The 15133-nt window shown below is 37.9% G+C and carries 15 protein-coding genes; 2 read left to right on the top strand and 13 right to left on the bottom strand.

Annotated elements, in window-relative coordinates:
- Nucleotides 1-5: 5 nt before the first annotated feature.
- On the bottom strand, nt 6-4565 hold the full coding sequence (gltB, locus tag ACI6MV_RS08505) for a glutamate synthase large subunit (RefSeq protein WP_407269856.1): 4560 nt from the start codon (nt 4563-4565) through the stop codon (nt 6-8).
- A 136-nt stretch (nt 4566-4701) separates the two neighbouring features.
- Between gltB and gltC the strand changes: the two genes are divergently transcribed.
- On the top strand, nt 4702-5607 hold the full coding sequence (gene gltC / locus ACI6MV_RS08500; RefSeq protein WP_407269855.1) for a glutamate biosynthesis transcriptional regulator GltC: 906 nt from the start codon (nt 4702-4704) through the stop codon (nt 5605-5607).
- Here the strand turns inward: gltC and ACI6MV_RS08495 are convergent.
- From ACI6MV_RS08495 to ACI6MV_RS08480, 4 genes are all read right to left on the bottom strand, one after another.
- Nucleotides 5604-5948: a CHY zinc finger protein gene (locus ACI6MV_RS08495; protein WP_407269854.1), complete on the bottom strand. Its 345-nt coding sequence runs from the start codon at nt 5946-5948 to the stop codon at nt 5604-5606. The genes gltC and ACI6MV_RS08495 overlap by 4 nt on opposite strands.
- A gap of 63 nt (nt 5949-6011) precedes the next feature.
- Complete coding sequence (locus ACI6MV_RS08490) at nt 6012-6152, bottom strand: small, acid-soluble spore protein L (protein ID WP_407269853.1); 141 nt, start codon at nt 6150-6152, stop codon at nt 6012-6014.
- Between the two features lie 61 nt (nt 6153-6213).
- On the bottom strand, nt 6214-7110 hold the full coding sequence (locus ACI6MV_RS08485) for a 5'-3' exonuclease (protein WP_407269852.1): 897 nt from the start codon (nt 7108-7110) through the stop codon (nt 6214-6216).
- 44 nt (nt 7111-7154) lie between these two features.
- Nucleotides 7155-8558: an ATP-binding protein gene (locus tag ACI6MV_RS08480; RefSeq protein WP_407269851.1), complete on the bottom strand. Its 1404-nt coding sequence runs from the start codon at nt 8556-8558 to the stop codon at nt 7155-7157.
- 131 nt (nt 8559-8689) lie between these two features.
- On the opposite strand from ACI6MV_RS08480, the gene msrA reads away from it, so the two are divergent.
- On the top strand, nt 8690-9217 hold the full coding sequence (gene msrA / locus ACI6MV_RS08475; protein WP_407269850.1) for a peptide-methionine (S)-S-oxide reductase MsrA: 528 nt from the start codon (nt 8690-8692) through the stop codon (nt 9215-9217).
- A 222-nt stretch (nt 9218-9439) separates the two neighbouring features.
- On the opposite strand, the gene ACI6MV_RS08470 is transcribed toward msrA, so the two are convergent.
- From ACI6MV_RS08470 to hisB, 8 genes are all read right to left on the bottom strand, one after another.
- Nucleotides 9440-9919, bottom strand: a complete 480-nt coding sequence (locus ACI6MV_RS08470; protein ID WP_407269849.1) for a GNAT family N-acetyltransferase — start codon at nt 9917-9919, stop codon at nt 9440-9442.
- 14 nt (nt 9920-9933) lie between these two features.
- Nucleotides 9934-10830 carry a hypothetical protein gene (locus ACI6MV_RS08465; protein ID WP_407269848.1) on the bottom strand — a complete coding sequence of 299 codons (897 nt, stop codon included), beginning with the start codon at nt 10828-10830 and terminating at the stop codon, nt 9934-9936.
- Nucleotides 10823-11329, bottom strand: a complete 507-nt coding sequence (locus ACI6MV_RS08460; protein WP_407269847.1) for an RNA polymerase sigma factor — start codon at nt 11327-11329, stop codon at nt 10823-10825. The genes ACI6MV_RS08465 and ACI6MV_RS08460 overlap by 8 nt, the downstream gene beginning before the upstream one ends.
- Before the next feature lie 503 nt (nt 11330-11832).
- The gene (gene hisIE / locus ACI6MV_RS08455; RefSeq protein WP_407269917.1) at nt 11833-12432 is read right to left on the bottom strand and encodes a bifunctional phosphoribosyl-AMP cyclohydrolase/phosphoribosyl-ATP diphosphatase HisIE; all 600 of its coding nucleotides are present in this window, start codon (nt 12430-12432) and stop codon (nt 11833-11835) included.
- Nucleotides 12433-12490: 58 nt separating this feature from the next.
- The gene (gene hisF, locus ACI6MV_RS08450; protein ID WP_407269846.1) at nt 12491-13249 is read right to left on the bottom strand and encodes an imidazole glycerol phosphate synthase subunit HisF; all 759 of its coding nucleotides are present in this window, start codon (nt 13247-13249) and stop codon (nt 12491-12493) included.
- The gene (gene hisA, locus ACI6MV_RS08445) at nt 13246-13950 is read right to left on the bottom strand and encodes a 1-(5-phosphoribosyl)-5-[(5-phosphoribosylamino)methylideneamino]imidazole-4-carboxamide isomerase (RefSeq protein ID WP_407269845.1); all 705 of its coding nucleotides are present in this window, start codon (nt 13948-13950) and stop codon (nt 13246-13248) included. Before hisA ends, hisF begins: the two co-directional genes overlap by 4 nt.
- Nucleotides 13947-14546 carry an imidazole glycerol phosphate synthase subunit HisH gene (hisH, locus tag ACI6MV_RS08440; protein WP_407269844.1) on the bottom strand — a complete coding sequence of 200 codons (600 nt, stop codon included), beginning with the start codon at nt 14544-14546 and terminating at the stop codon, nt 13947-13949. Before hisH ends, hisA begins: the two co-directional genes overlap by 4 nt.
- A complete protein-coding gene (gene hisB / locus ACI6MV_RS08435; protein WP_407269843.1) occupies nt 14543-15130 on the bottom strand; it encodes an imidazoleglycerol-phosphate dehydratase HisB in 588 nt (195 codons plus the stop codon). Before hisB ends, hisH begins: the two co-directional genes overlap by 4 nt.
- Nucleotides 15131-15133 lie beyond the last annotated feature (3 nt).

Below are 15133 nucleotides of genomic sequence, written 5' to 3'. Positions count from 1 at the left end.
CTTTCTTACTGCACCACTGCTTGTTTTGTAACAGGAACAGGTTTATTTTGTTTCTTCGCTTGGAATGCTTCTAATTGTGCATCATCATCATTCAAGCCGGTTTGTTTATAAGCTTCTATACGCTGAAGCATTGATTTATACTCTGTTGGAATTACTTTTACAAACTTTTGTGTTGCTTCTTCAAAATTATCTAATATCGCAGCAGCCTTACTGCTGTTCGTATATTTGAAATGGTTTTCAATCATTGTTTTCAATTCTGAAATCTCTTCATCAGCTTGTAATGATTCAAATTCAATCATTTCCGTATTTGCAAGGTGTTTAAATTGTGCTTGGTCCTCAGCATATACGTATGCAATACCACCAGACATACCTGCACCAAAGTTTTTGCCAACATCTCCTAATACTACGACGCGGCCACCTGTCATATACTCAAGGCCGTGGTCACCGATACCTTCAACTACTACACTGACACCACTATTTCTCACAGCAAATCGTTCACCTGCACAGCCATTGATATAAGCTTCACCTGATGTTGCACCATATAATGCAACATTACCTGCGATCACGTTTTTACTTGGAGAAATAGTAGATTCTTTTGGTGAGGAAACGATAATCTTTCCGCCAGAAAGTCCCTTACCAACATAATCATTGGCATCTCCCGTTAAGATCAACGACATACCTTTAGGTACAAATGCCCCAAAGCTTTGACCCGCAGAGCCATTAAATCGAAGGGTAATTGTATCTTCAGGTAATCCTTCTTCTCCATAACGTTTGGAAACTTCACTACCAACAATTGTACCTACTACACGGTTGATGTTTTTAATTGGAAAACTTAAATCAACTTTTTGCTTAGAATCTATTGCAGAACCTACAGCAGGTAAAATAGCTGTTATATCAAGTGACTGATCAATTTTATGGTTTTGTGGCGTACGGAAAGTCCGGCTGCCAGCATTTTCAGGCTGATATAGTAATGTGCTTAGATCTAGATCTTTCGCTTTCCAATGAGATTTAGCGCGATCACTAACTTGAAGAACTTCTGTGTGTCCAACCATCTCGTCAAGATTATGGAAACCTAGCTCCGCCATGATTTCGCGTACTTCTTCTGCAATGAAATGCATGAAGTTAACGATATGATCTGGATCCCCGATAAACTTTTTACGCAATTCAGGATTTTGTGTTGCCACACCTACAGGACAAGTATCCATATGGCATACACGCATCATTACACAGCCTAAGACTACAAGCGGCGCTGTAGCAAAGCCGAACTCTTCGGCACCTAATAAAGCAGCCATAACGACATCTTTACCAGTCATTAATTTGCCATCTGTCTCAAGTACGACACGATCACGAAGACCGTTTAGCATCAGTGTTTGATGAGCTTCTGCTAAGCCAAGCTCCCAAGGTAATCCTGTATGTTTAATACTTGTTTTCGGTGATGCACCAGTTCCACCATCATAACCACTTATACAAATGACATCAGCTGCACCTTTTGCTACACCGGCTGCGATTGTACCTACTCCAGCTTTTGCAACAAGTTTTACGCTAATACGTGCATCACGATTGGCATTTTTTAAATCATGGATTAATTGTGCTAAATCCTCAATAGAATAAATATCATGGTGAGGTGGTGGTGAGATTAATCCAACTCCTGGTGTTGAACTACGTACGTCTGCTACCCATGGATAAACCTTTGTACCAGGTAACTGACCGCCTTCACCAGGCTTAGCACCTTGTGCCATTTTTATTTGTAATTCATCAGCGTTCACCAAGTAATGGCTTTTCACACCGAATCTACCAGAAGCTACTTGTTTAATCGCACTTCTAGCAGTGTCACCATTCTCATCAATTAAGAATCGTTTTGGATCTTCTCCACCTTCACCACTGTTCGATTTACCACCAATTCGGTTCATCGCAATAGCTAGTGCTTCATGAGCTTCTTGACTTAAAGATCCGAATGACATTGCACCAGTTTTAAAGCGACGGACAATAGAGTCAACAGATTCTACATCGTCAATCGAAATAGACTCTCGTTCAGAATTAAAAGTGAATAGATTTCTTAAGAAACCGATTCTTTCTTCATTAGCTGCCTGTGTGTATTCTTTGAATAGATTATAGTCTCCACGACGACAAGCCCATTGCAATGTGTGTATTGTTTTCGGATTAAACGCGTGATGTTCACCCGTTTTTCTCCATTGAAAGTCACTACCTGCTTCTAAAGTCTTGTCAATTGTTTCCGCATAAGCGAGTTGATGACGACCACTAGCTTCCTTACCGATTGTATCCAGTCCAATCCCACTTAGTTGGGAAGCTGTCCCGGTAAAGTGCTGGTCGATCACTTCTTTACTAATCCCAATTGCTTCAAATATTTGTGCACCACGATAACTTTGCACGGTTGAAATACCCATCTTAGACATTACTTTTACAACGCCTTCGGTTACACCTTCAATGTAACTTTTGACGGCTTCTTCGTAGCTAACATCTAAGTTATTATTTTCAATTTCACTCTTATAAGTTGCAAATGCTAGATACGGGTTAATCGCATCTACACCATAGCCTAATAAAGCAGCGAAATGATGTACTTCTCTTGTTTCTCCGCTTTCAATTATTAAGCTAACCTTTGTCCTACTACCTTGACGAACAAGATGCTGGTGCAATGCACTAACAGCTAACAAAGCAGGAACAGGAATTTTCTTTGTATTCATATTCCGATCGGATAATATTAGCAAATTAGCCCCTGCTGCAATTGCATCTTCTGCCTTTTGGAAGATAGCAGAAAGTCCTGATTCTAAATCGCTTGTAAATAACGAATCAATCACTGCGCTATTAAAACCTTCATATCTATTATCTACTAATTGATTTAATTGATAGTTTGATATAACTGGTGATTGTAATTGAATTCGTTTCGCATTGTTTTGATCTGGGTGCAAAATATTCCCTTCAGGTCCTAACCATGTCATTGTTGATGTTACAATTTGTTCTCTATAAGCATCAATAGGAGGATTAGTAACCTGTGCAAAAAGCTGTTTGAAATAATTAAACAACGTTTGTGGTCGTTCTGATAATACTGCTAACGGCATATCATTACCCATCGCACCAATTGGATCCTTACCATCTGCTACTAAAGGAAGTAAGTACTTATGAATATCTTCATACGTATATCCGAAGGCACTTTGACGAGTGAATAAATCTTGTACTTGATCACCATTAACTTCCGAAAATTCTTCATCTATTTTAACAACTGCATTTTCCAGCCATTCTTGATATGGCTTTTCTTGCGCCATTTCTGTTTTAATTTCTTCATCAGAAATAATTCTACCTTCTTCTAAATCAATTAACAGCATTTTGCCTGGACTTAGGCGGTCTTTATACATTACGTTATCTTCATCGATATCAATTACGCCTACTTCTGATGAATAGACAATATAGTCATCCTTTGTAACATAATACCTAGCAGGGCGTAATCCATTACGGTCTAAAATGGCACCAATTTTCTTGCCATCTGTAAACGTAATCGATGTAGGACCGTCCCATTGCTCCATTAATGTACTGTGATACTCATAAAAAGCACGTTTTTCTTTTGAAATATGTGGATTTTTCTTCCATGGTTCAGGAATTAACATCATTGCTGAGTGCGCGATATTACGACCAGCTAATGTAAAAAATTCAAGTGCATTATCTAATACAGAAGAATCACTGCCTTCTGCATTTAGAATAGGAAGTATTTTATTTAAATCCTCACCAAATGCATCAGATACAAATTGTTGCTCTCGTGCTCGCATCCAGTTTATATTTCCACGCATTGTGTTAATTTCACCATTATGAATTAAATAACGATTTGGGTGTGCTCTTTCCCAGCTCGGAAATGTATTTGTACTAAAGCGTGAATGAACTAATGAGAAAGCAGATACGAATGCTTCGTCTTGTAAATCTAAATAAAAGGCATCCACCTGTTCAGGTGTTAACAACCCTTTATAAACAATTGTTTTGTTAGATAGACTAGCAAAATAAGCTCGTAGTTCTTCTTTCTCCGCCCAATTTTCTGCTTGCTTTCTTATAACATACAGCTTTCTTTCAAATGTTACTTCATCTTGAATAGATTCGTTTGCACCAATAAATACTTGTCGAACAACTGGACAAGTTTTCTGTGCATTTATTCCGACTTTTCTGACATCTACTGGCACATCTCTCCAACCTAATAGGTTTTGTCCTTCTTGACTGATAAGAGCATTAATTTTGTTTTCCAAAGCTTGGCGTTCTTGATCATCTTTTGTGAAGAAGACCATACCTACACCATAGCGACCTTTTTCAGGTAATTGGATATCAGAGCATTGTTTACGGAAGAACTCATCAGGGATTTGCACCATTAATCCGGCGCCATCACCTGTATTTGGATCGCTTCCTTGCCCACCGCGGTGATCTAAATGGCAAAGCATTTCTAATCCTTTTTTTACGATATCATGCGTTGCTTTGCCTTTCATATGTGCATATAACCCAATTCCACACGCGTCATGCTCAAATTCAGGACGGTAGAGACCTTGTGCTTTAGGCATCTGATTGTAACTCATACTATACGCCCCCGTTTACTTCTATTCCCTTTTAAGGTGTCTTAGTACTATTGTAGGTTTTATTATTAATGCAAACAATATATAATATAGATTAGATCGTTCTCATATTGATATCAATTAGCAAGGAGTGAGGAAAATGGAGTTACGGCAATTATACTATTTTAAAGAGGTAGCTGAGCGTGAGCACGTTTCAGAAGCAGCGGTTCACCTCCATGTTGCTCAATCTGCGATTAGCAGACAAATCTCTAATTTAGAGGCCGAACTAGGAGTAAAATTATTTGAACGCGAAGGCCGTAACGTTAAACTAACGCAAATAGGGAGAATATTTTTAACACATACGAAAACGGCGATTAAAGCAATTGAACATGCCAAAAAGCAAATTGATGAATATTTGGATCCAGAGCGTGGCTCAATTTGGATTGGATTTCCGACAAGTTTGGCTAGTCACTTGTTACCTACGGTTATATCTGAATTTAAGCAGAAACATCCAAACATTGCCTTCCAACTACGGCAAGGCTCTTATAAGTTTCTTGTAGATGCAGTCAAAAATCGTGAAATAGATTTAGCCTTTCTCGGACCAGTTCCTACGAATGATCCGGATATAAATGGAAAAATCCTTTTTTCTGAGAGTATTTCGGCACTTTTACCTGCATCTCATCCATTGGCAGAGCGAAAAAGTTTAAATCTAAGTGACTTACGGAAAGAGGAATTTGTATTATTTCCCGAAGGATATGTACTACACAAAATAGCTGTAGACGGCTGTAGACAAGCTGGATTTACACCTAAAATCTCATCCTACGGTGAGGATTTAGATGCAATTAAAGGATTAGTCTCTGCTGGCATTGGTGTTACCATATTACCTGAAAGTACGTTCTATGAGGCTACACCTCGATTCACGAAAAAAATACCTATTGATCATCCGCAACTAGGACGAACTGTTGGTATTATTAGGCCGAAAAATCGTAACTTGGCACCGTCGGAAAAAGTGTTTTATGATTTTGTAATTGATTTCTTTTCCATGCTGCAACAATTTCAAGATTAGCAAGACGCAGACTTTGTCATATCAAAGTACAAATGATAGTGCAGACTGCATTTCGGGTTAAATAAAGCATAGCAATGAACACATGAATTTGCCATTAAGTATTGGTTAATCGTTAATTCATTGCCACAAGCACCACATAAAATGGCTTTTGAATCAAATTCATTAGTTGACCAAAGCGCTATTTTATGTTGTTGCACTTGTTCATGGCATTTATAGCATGGATAATATTTTTTGCAACAAGCGAATTTAATGGCAATAATATCGGATTTTGATGCGTAATGTTGACATCTTGTGTAATTATCTACAACAAGACCGAATACTTTTATTCCGTTTTTCTTCATTAATATATACCTCTTATTTTTATTTAGATGAGTCAAAAGGAGGTTATGGTAAAGACCATAACCTTATCTTTTAGTATTTGTTTTTTTTGCCCGTTGTTCCGATTGTGATTGAGGGCGTTGATTCGCTTCATCTTCTGTCAAACCTTGTGGATTAACACTTGTATCTAGTTTTTGATTACTTCTAGTATTTCTTTTTTGACTCAATGGAAACACCTCCGAAACTTAGCGTTCCATAAAGTACATTAATTATCCAAAATTGTAGCTGCTATTTTGCTATTGAGATATTTTCTAGTGCTTTCATCCATCTATTTGTGTTTTTGAACTCCAAATCTTGTAAAAACGATGTGACTATTTGATCATCCATGCTCCACTGTCCCTCTTCAAGCGAACAGGAAATTGGTACCTCACAGAATATTTTCGCTAATCTTTTAGAAAGGTGAAGGGAATCGAGACTTACTTCAATCTTATTTCTAACACCTTTAGGCAAAGAATCTAAATGGACTAGCAGGTTTTCAACTGTATCATATTCCTTAATAAGTTTTAGTGCCGTTTTTTCTCCTATTCCCTTTACACCAGGATAATTATCTGCTGAATCCCCCATTAATGCTTTTATATCAACGACTTGTGCTGGAGAGATTCCCATCTGTTCAGAAAAATTATGACTATCATATACATTATAATTCCCGACTCCTTTTACCATAATCGCGACGGATACATGATCATCAACCAATTGCAGCATGTCTTTATCACCTGTTACAACAATTACTTCTTCATATTGTTTGTACAATTGTGCGAGCGTTCCAATACAATCATCTGCTTCGTAGCCCTTTAATCCAATGTTTGGAACATTAAATGCTGTTGTGACTTCTTTGATTAAATCGAACTGTGGAATTAATTCCACGGGTGGTTGATCTCGGTTTGCTTTGTATTCCGGGAACCATTCTGTTCGAAAAGTTTTACTTCCCATATCCCAACAGCAAATAACATGGGTTGGTTGAAATGTTTCTATTGCATTTGTAAAATAATTTAAAAAGCCAAAAATTCCATTCCTTGGAACACCTTTACTATTGATCATATAGTTACCAGAAAAGGCTGTCGCAAAAAAGCCTTTAAATAATAACGCCATCCCATCAACGAGCAACACTTTATTTCTGTTAGTCATATAAACTACCATTCCTTACTTTTTTATTCTTCGCACATGTTAGATTAATCGATATCAAGTTCATATAAGGGTAATACTACCGTAAAGGTGCTCCCTTTGTCTACGGTACTTTCTGCTAATATTTTACCTTTGTGACTGGATATAATTTTTTGGGATACCATTAAGCCTAATCCAGTCCCCTTTTCTTTTGAAGTGTAGAAAGATGTACCGATTTCCTTAAGTTTATCTGGTGCAATTCCACAACCGTTATCAATCACTTCAATAACTACTTCCTTAGCTTGAGGATATAAATTTATTTCGATTATTCCTTCTAACGAACATGCTTCCATAGCATTTTTTATTAAATTTAAGATTACTTGTTTTATTTGTACTTTTTCTCCCCAAATATATAGACATTTCCTTGGCTTGGACCATTTGAATTGCAGCATTTTATCATCTGTTCGATTGTTAAATAAAAACAAAACTTCATCAATTACCTCTTGCACTACTACAATAGTAAATTCTTCTTTGTTTGGTTTCGCAAATGCTAGTAAATCTTCGGCAATTTTTTCAATACTCTCAATTTCCTTGTTTAAGATAGATATATAATCTTTGGTTTTAATCGTGCCTGCTTCCATGAGTTTTAAAAATCCTTTAATTGTAGTTAAAGGGTTCTTGATCTCATGTACAACACCTGCACTTAATTCTCCAATTACCGCTAATTTCTCAGACTGCCGTAACATACTTTCAGCTTTTATTTGATTTGTAATTTCCCTTGTATCTACTACAACACGTTGTTCCCCATACTTATATACAAATATGTTAGCTTTAGATTCAACCCACACATAGTGATTTTCCTTATGTTTAAGGCGATAGCGCACATAATTAGATGATATGTTTGTTGCTAACAGTTTTTTTTGGGCATTAATTACTATTTGGAAATCTTCAGGATGAACGAATTCGACTAATTGTTTTCCGATTATTTCATGAGGTTCATAATTTAGAATATGGATTACAGAAGGAGAAATATAATGAATTGTACCGTCTAAACCAATTTCAGTGACTATATCAGAGATGTTTTCACTTAACAACCAATAATAATGTTCGTTTTCTATATTGTTATCTACATGATGGAAATGTAATTGAACATAATTACCTTCATTTTTGTTATACGGAGTGAACGAAATCCACACGGGAATAATGTCTCCATCTTTTTTAATAAGCTTTTGCAGCATCGGTTGAATAGCCCGATTTTGTTGAAAAGCTAAATCTAAGCTGCTTTCGAAAATTATGTAATCATCTGGGTGGATAATTTCACTCCAATTAAATGTTTCAACTGTTTCATATCCTAACAAGCGACGGGCATATGTATTCGCATAAATAAACTCTTGATTTGAAACGATAGCGATTCCAGTCATTGCATTTTTTATTACATGATTAAAATCAATCAATTTGACAGATCTTGTCACAAAATCACTCCCCTACTGTAAATTAAACAGGAAAATTGATTGGTTGTAAATAAATAGTTTTGATTGAGTATCGAAGTGTAAAATGTTATAGTTACGTTACTTTATAGTAATTTAAGTTGGAGTTGAGATAGATGAGTGAGCTATTAGAAAAAGCAACTTTTGCTGGCGGATGTTTTTGGTGCATGGTCAAGCCGTTCGACCAGTGGGATGGTGTTTACGCGGTTGTTTCAGGATATACAGGTGGAGAAATTGAAAACCCTACCTATGAACTTGTTAAAACGGGGGAATCAGGACACTTTGAAGCAGTGGAAATTACCTATGACCCTAAAATAATAAGCTATGATAAAATCCTAGAACTATATTGGCCTCAGATTGACCCTACTGATGATGGTGGTCAATTTCATGATCGTGGTCCTCAATACAGAACCGCAATTTTTTATCATAATAAACAACAAAAACAAAAGTCAGAATCATCAAAACAGCAATTAAGCCATAGTGGTAAGTTTAAACAACCTATCGTTACCGAAATTTTACCTGCGTCTCCTTTTTATCCAGCAGAGGAATTTCATCAAGATTTTTATAAAAAGGAAAAAGAAGCTTATGATATCGATCGAAATAAATCTGGTAGAGATGAGTTTATAGAGCAAAATTGGAAGTAATATCAAAAAGAGGTCATTCAACACGAATGATCTCTTTTTATTTGGTTTTAGGCAGAGTTAATTTTTAAAAAACTCATAATAGAATTAAAATCCGGCGTAACGTAGTGCTCGTGATTTCCGCACCAGGTTTACGTCGAAGTTTAGCTATTTTACGCAGTAACGAAAATCTATAAGAAAAAAGCCTAACATTCCTCCATCTTATTTACATAATCTACTTATGGTCTACTCTGAATGTAATAAGAATTTTTCCATTGAAACAACGTCCAGCTGTGTGCCGTCTTCTTTTGTCACAATAAATTCGTTAAAGATCTTATACCCCAACGATCGATATAAATACAGATTTTGTTGAACGGATTTACGCACTTTGCACCATATCCGCTTACACGCTCTTTCTTGAGCATACGTTTCCAACCATGTAATGACTTTTTTTGCATTGCCTTTTCCATGATAACTTGGTAAAACAGATAATCGGTAAAAATATAAGCTGTCGTATTTTACAGTAAAGCGGGCCATTGCTATTGGTTGGTGCTTATCGTAGCATATTACCGCTCGTTCACCATCGGTTTCCATAGCAAATTGAATGGATTGAACGGTTTCTTCCAGCGCATTAGATGGAATTGTTTGATTGTATATGGCAAATGCATCGATCATTAATTGATGAATGATTGGCGCATCTTCAGCCGTTGCTAATTTAAATGTCATATCTTTTTCCCCTGTTAACGAATCGATTGTTCACCTAAAATGAACTTACGAGCTAATTGTACCATGTCCTCGTCCACTTCTGTAACTTCTTCTTTATATGGTTTAATATTGTATCCAAAATGATAAACATATCCATTATAATACGTGTATATTTCATTTGCATTCGTTCCAACAGTGAAGAACGTGTTATCTTCTGCTGTATAGTCATAATAGGAATACACCAGAGCACTTGGACTTGTTCGTACGATTTGAAATAAAGGTACTCCGGGAAGTAATTCCTCATGTAATAAAGGATTTCCTACTGAATCAGTATCTTCTTTCGTAAAATCATAATTTGCTAAAGGATTTTCGTTAACTTCAGTCATAGATACGATAAAAAACTGCTCAGAGGATATGCCTTTATAGGTGAATTGCACCTGATGAACAATATCTCCATCTTGATCTTCAGAAGTTACTAAGAATGCCTTCTTCTCATCCACATCAAAGGGAATTTGTTCATCATTTTGCAAATGAACATTTGCATTCATTTTTTCTGGCATCACTTGCATCATGCTTGTAAAATCTAGCGGTTTATAGTACGTTCCTTGTGTTCTTTTGTCTAACTCATCTACACCTTTAAAATATTCACTGTAAGTAAATCCAATTTGGTATCCGTTAACTTGAACTAATTTTGATTGTGATGCTTGATTGTTAAAAGGTAGAATCGCATGATTTGTAATAACAAGACCAATAAATAATAAAAACACAATCGTACTAGTTACCGCTACCATAGATCTAACATACCAATTTTTGATACTTTTTCGCCTGTTATTATGTCTGATCATACCTAGGATATCTTGTTTCCTTTGGTTAGACAGCTTAGCTGTTTGTGGTAAGGAGCGAAGTTGGTTTTCTAGCTCTTCCTTATTCATATTTGGACACCTCCTTTTTTAATGCTTCAAGGGCACGGTGGTATGTAACACGAACTTTGTTATTACTCCATTTTAAAATAGTTGCTGTTTCCTCAACGGAGAATTCCTTCATTCCTCGAAGCAATAACACTTCACGATAATTTTGTTTCAGACGCTGAATAGCTTGGATTAGTTCACTTTTTTGTTCATTCAATTGATAAATTTGTTCAGGTGTTTTAATAATAGGTAAACTGTCTTTATATGAATTGATTTTTATTTTATCATTTCTAACCTGTCGTCTTCTTGCATCATCAATAGCTACATTGCGTGCAATTTGGAATAACCACGTTTTTGGATTGGCATCTTTTCGGTAAGATGCCAGTCCCTTGATCGCTTTTATGTATACGTCTTGAACCAAATCTTCTACGTCACTATGTCCACGATAGTAAATTAAAAAGTTATAAACGTCGTCGCTATACTTATAAAACCATTCTTCCATCCTGGTGTCGTCAATCCCCATTTGATGCCCTCCTAACTTCTCACTAATATAGACGATTAACTAACCTTAGCATTACAGTTTTTTAACAAAATATTTTTTCTAAAAGAATGTTGTGTTGCGGAAAACATCCTAATATGCGTCGTAACTTGGAGAGTGCTTGCACCGCTCCGGAAATCCACTTCGCTTTCCGCGGGGGGGGCTAGTGAGCCTCCTCGAACTGCGTTCTGCGGGGTCTCACTTACGCCACTAGTCCCGCAGGAGTCGAAGTGGATTTCCTACGCTGCTAACGGGATTGCTCTTTGCGTCGGGTGATTGGAGCTCCGGGCAGTCGACTCCTGCGGGACAGCGCGAGCTGAAGATCCACTCAGAAGCGCATTTTGCTTCTGAGTTAGCTGAAGCCGTGCCCGCGGAAAGCGACTGCCCGGAGCGGAAATCACGAGTACTACGACGGATTTTACTTCAACTATGTAATAAAAAAACAACAAACTTTACGAAAAGTGCTAATAAAAAAATAAAAGAGTGAATTACCACTCTTTTATTTCCGGACGGTCCCCTTTGCTATTGCCTTTTTTAGCAAAGCGATTATTCAATTCGGATTTCACATCAGATAGAGTAATGTTTTGGTTAGCCAATAACACAAAGCTATGATAGATAAGATCACTTACTTCATTAATTATCTCCTGCTTATCCTCATTCTTAGCTGCAATTACTACTTCACCGGCTTCCTCGATCACTTTTTTACCAATTTTGTCGATGCCTTTATCAAATAAATAATTAGTGTAGGAATTTTCTTGTTTCGTCGATTTGCGTTCAACAATCTCTACCATTACTTGGTCAATTATAGAAGCGGCATTGTTAACTGAAGCGTCTGATACTTCACCTGTAGCGAGGTCAATGGAACGATAGAAACAAGATTGTTCTCCAGTATGGCAGGCAGGTCCGGCAGGGGTAACCCTTACGATGAGCGTGTCTTCATCACAATCAATTTGGATAGACTCAACGGTTTGAATATTCCTTGAGGTGGCACCTTTATTCCATAGTGCTTGTTTGGAACGAGAATAGAACCATGTTTGTTTCGTTTCGATGGTCTTGTCATACGCTTCTTCATTCATATAGGCGAGCATTAGTACGTCATTTGTTTGATCATCAATCACAACAGCGGGTACTAGTCCTTTGCTAAAATCAGGCTTCACGAATGTTCACTCCTTGCTGTGTACAGGATTGTTTTACTTCTGCAATCGAAAACGTTTCTTCATGAAATATCGATGCGGCCAAAGCAGCAGATACGTCAGTTTCTTTAAATACTTCCGGAAAATGATCTGGATGGCCACAGCCACCTGATGCAATTACAGGGATTCGAACAGCATCAACAACGGCTTGTGTTAACCGTAAATCAAATCCATCTTTTACCCCATCTGTGTCGACACTCGTTAGTAAGATTTCTCCTGCCCCTTTTTGTTCAGCAGTTTTTGCCCATTCGATCGCATCAATCCCAGTATCTTTACTACCACCATGTGTCATCACGTGCCAGCCATCATCAAAGCGCTTCGCATCAATCGCAACAACGATACATTGTGCACCAAATCGTTCTGAACCTTCCGTAATAAGGTCGGGGTTGGCTACAGCAGCTGAATTCATACCAACCTTGTCCGCTCCTGCTTTCAGTAACCGTGTCACATCATCGATGGTTCGGACACCGCCGCCAACAGTAAACGGGACAAATACTTGTTCCGCTGTTTCCCTGACAATGTCAACCATCGTTTGTCTACCTTCGTTTGTTGCAGAAATGTCCAAAAATATGATTTCATCTGCACCTTGCTTTGAATAAGCAGATGCCATCGCAACCGGGTCACCTAATTCACGCAACGAAACAAAATTCGTACCTTTCACGACTTTCCCTTCTTTTACGTCTAAACAAGGGATTATTCGTTTCACGATCATTTGGTTGCCCCCTTTAATGTTACCTTTCCATCATAAATTGCTTTACCGACGATAACCTCTTCAATGCCAATTGCCGATAGCTCCTCAATGTCTGTATTACTTGAAACACCGCCAGAAGCAACAATCTTACAATCTACTGCTTTTAACAGAGCTTCTAGTTCCGTTAAATTTGGTCCTGTTAACGTGCCATCTCTAGAGATGTCCGTGAATACAATCGTCTTAACACCTAATTGCTCCATCTGTATTGCAAATTCTATATAATTTACTTCCGAAACTGTTTCCCAGCCCCTAGTTGCTACTTTGCCATTTTTCGCGTCAATTCCAACGACGATATGGTCGGCATATTTAGCTAATGCAGCTTTTAAAAACTGCTCGTCTTCTAAAGCAGCCGTTCCTAACACGAGCCGACTAACACCAATTTCAACTAGTTTTTCAACGGTTTCCATTGAACGGATACCACCACCAACTTGGATCGGTACAGAGGATTGTGATACAAGCTTGGCAATTAAATCATATTGTCTTGCTTCCCCATGCCGTGCCCCGTCCAAGTCGACAATGTGAACGATTTCTGCACCGTCTTCTATGAATTGAGCGAGTTGTGATTCGGGGTCACTTCCTACTTGGGTCGTTTGATCAAAATCGCCTTGGTATAGTCGGACACACTTTCCATCGATTAAATCTATTGCAGGTAATATTTTCATTGATTTGCCTCCTGTAGAAATGCTTTTAAGATACCTACACCAACTTCCCCACTTTTTTCCGGGTGGAATTGGATGCCAAAAACATTGCCTTTTCTTACGATCGCAGGGATTTCGGTTCCATAATCGGTTGTAGCTACGAGGTTTTCTTGATTCGTTCTCGCTTCAAAAGAATGCACGAAATACACATGCTTATCTTGATAAGAATCGAACGCTTCATGACCATTTTTAATGGTAAGTGCGTTCCACCCTATATGAGGAAGTAAATAATCTGTTTCTATTTTCTCAACGGTACCAGGGATCAAATCTAATCCTCTAGACTCTCCATGCTCAAAGCCTTTAGTAAATAAGAGCTGCATACCTAAACAGATTCCTAAAAACGGTTTTTCTGCTGCTAGTTGTTGCAACGTTTCTGTTAAATCACGTGCTTCAATCTCTTTCATCGCCGCATTAAATGAACCAACACCAGGCAAAATAATGTGCGATGCAGCAGCTAATTGTTGTTTATCATCCGTTAAAACTGTGTCATAACCTAATCGTTTAAATGCTGTGGCTACGCTAGCAACGTTACCCATACCATAATCAACAATTGCGATCATTCGATTAACCCCTTTGTCGAATTTACACCTTTTATTTCTGGATTAATACGGATCGCTTCGGCGAGTGAACGACCTAATGCTTTAAAGATTGCTTCCACTTTGTGGTGGGTATTCTCTCCGTAAAGCACACGTGCGTGCAAGGTAATTCCTGCTTGGAAGGCAAATGCCTGAAGAAATTCTCGAACCAATTCTGTATCGAAGTTACCTAGTTTCGGATTCGTTAATTGTGCATCAAAAACGAGAAACGGTCGGCCACTTATATCTAGTGACACAAACCCAAGCGTTTCATCCATTGGAACGTAAGCACTACCGTACCTGTTGATCTGCTTTTTATCGCCTAGAGCTTCTCGTATTACTTGCCCTAACACAATACCAACATCCTCAACGGTATGGTGGCTGTCAATATGTAAATCACCATCAGCTTTTACTACAAGACCGATACGTCCGTGTCTGGCGAGCAACTCGAGCATGTGATCAAAAAAGCCAACTCCAGTGTTGATGGTAACTTCTGTACTGTCATCTAAATTACAAGCTACAGATATATAGGTTTCATTTGTTTTTCTTTCCTTGCTAGCTGTCCGCATTGC

It is taken from the genome of Radiobacillus sp. PE A8.2 (assembly GCF_045635475.1).
In the GTDB taxonomy this organism is placed as follows: Bacteria; Bacillota; Bacilli; order Bacillales; family Amphibacillaceae; genus JBJGXI01.
The sequence above is the reverse complement of the archived record's forward strand: the minus strand, read 5'-3'. Positions and strand labels throughout refer to the sequence as shown.

What these genes read in the sequence shown, in the direction of transcription:
- hisIE (WP_407269917.1), bottom strand. Translation starts at nt 12,432, where the DNA reads ATGCTCGCCTATATGAATGAAGAAGCGTATGACAAGACCATCGAAACG.
- hisB (WP_407269843.1), bottom strand. Translation starts at nt 15,130, where the DNA reads ATGCGGACAGCTAGCAAGGAAAGAAAAACAAATGAAACCTATATATCT.
- ACI6MV_RS08485 (WP_407269852.1), bottom strand. Translation starts at nt 7,110, where the DNA reads ATGACTAACAGAAATAAAGTGTTGCTCGTTGATGGGATGGCGTTATTA.
- gltB (WP_407269856.1), bottom strand. Translation starts at nt 4,565, where the DNA reads ATGAGTTACAATCAGATGCCTAAAGCACAAGGTCTCTACCGTCCTGAA.
- ACI6MV_RS08470 (WP_407269849.1), bottom strand. Translation starts at nt 9,919, where the DNA reads ATGACATTTAAATTAGCAACGGCTGAAGATGCGCCAATCATTCATCAA.
- gltC (WP_407269855.1), top strand. Translation starts at nt 4,702, where the DNA reads ATGGAGTTACGGCAATTATACTATTTTAAAGAGGTAGCTGAGCGTGAG.
- hisA (WP_407269845.1), bottom strand. Translation starts at nt 13,950, where the DNA reads ATGAAAATATTACCTGCAATAGATTTAATCGATGGAAAGTGTGTCCGA.
- ACI6MV_RS08465 (WP_407269848.1), bottom strand. Translation starts at nt 10,830, where the DNA reads ATGAATAAGGAAGAGCTAGAAAACCAACTTCGCTCCTTACCACAAACA.
- ACI6MV_RS08460 (WP_407269847.1), bottom strand. Translation starts at nt 11,329, where the DNA reads ATGGGGATTGACGACACCAGGATGGAAGAATGGTTTTATAAGTATAGC.
- ACI6MV_RS08495 (WP_407269854.1), bottom strand. Translation starts at nt 5,948, where the DNA reads ATGAAGAAAAACGGAATAAAAGTATTCGGTCTTGTTGTAGATAATTAC.
- hisH (WP_407269844.1), bottom strand. Translation starts at nt 14,546, where the DNA reads ATGATCGCAATTGTTGATTATGGTATGGGTAACGTTGCTAGCGTAGCC.
- hisF (WP_407269846.1), bottom strand. Translation starts at nt 13,249, where the DNA reads ATGATCGTGAAACGAATAATCCCTTGTTTAGACGTAAAAGAAGGGAAA.
- msrA (WP_407269850.1), top strand. Translation starts at nt 8,690, where the DNA reads ATGAGTGAGCTATTAGAAAAAGCAACTTTTGCTGGCGGATGTTTTTGG.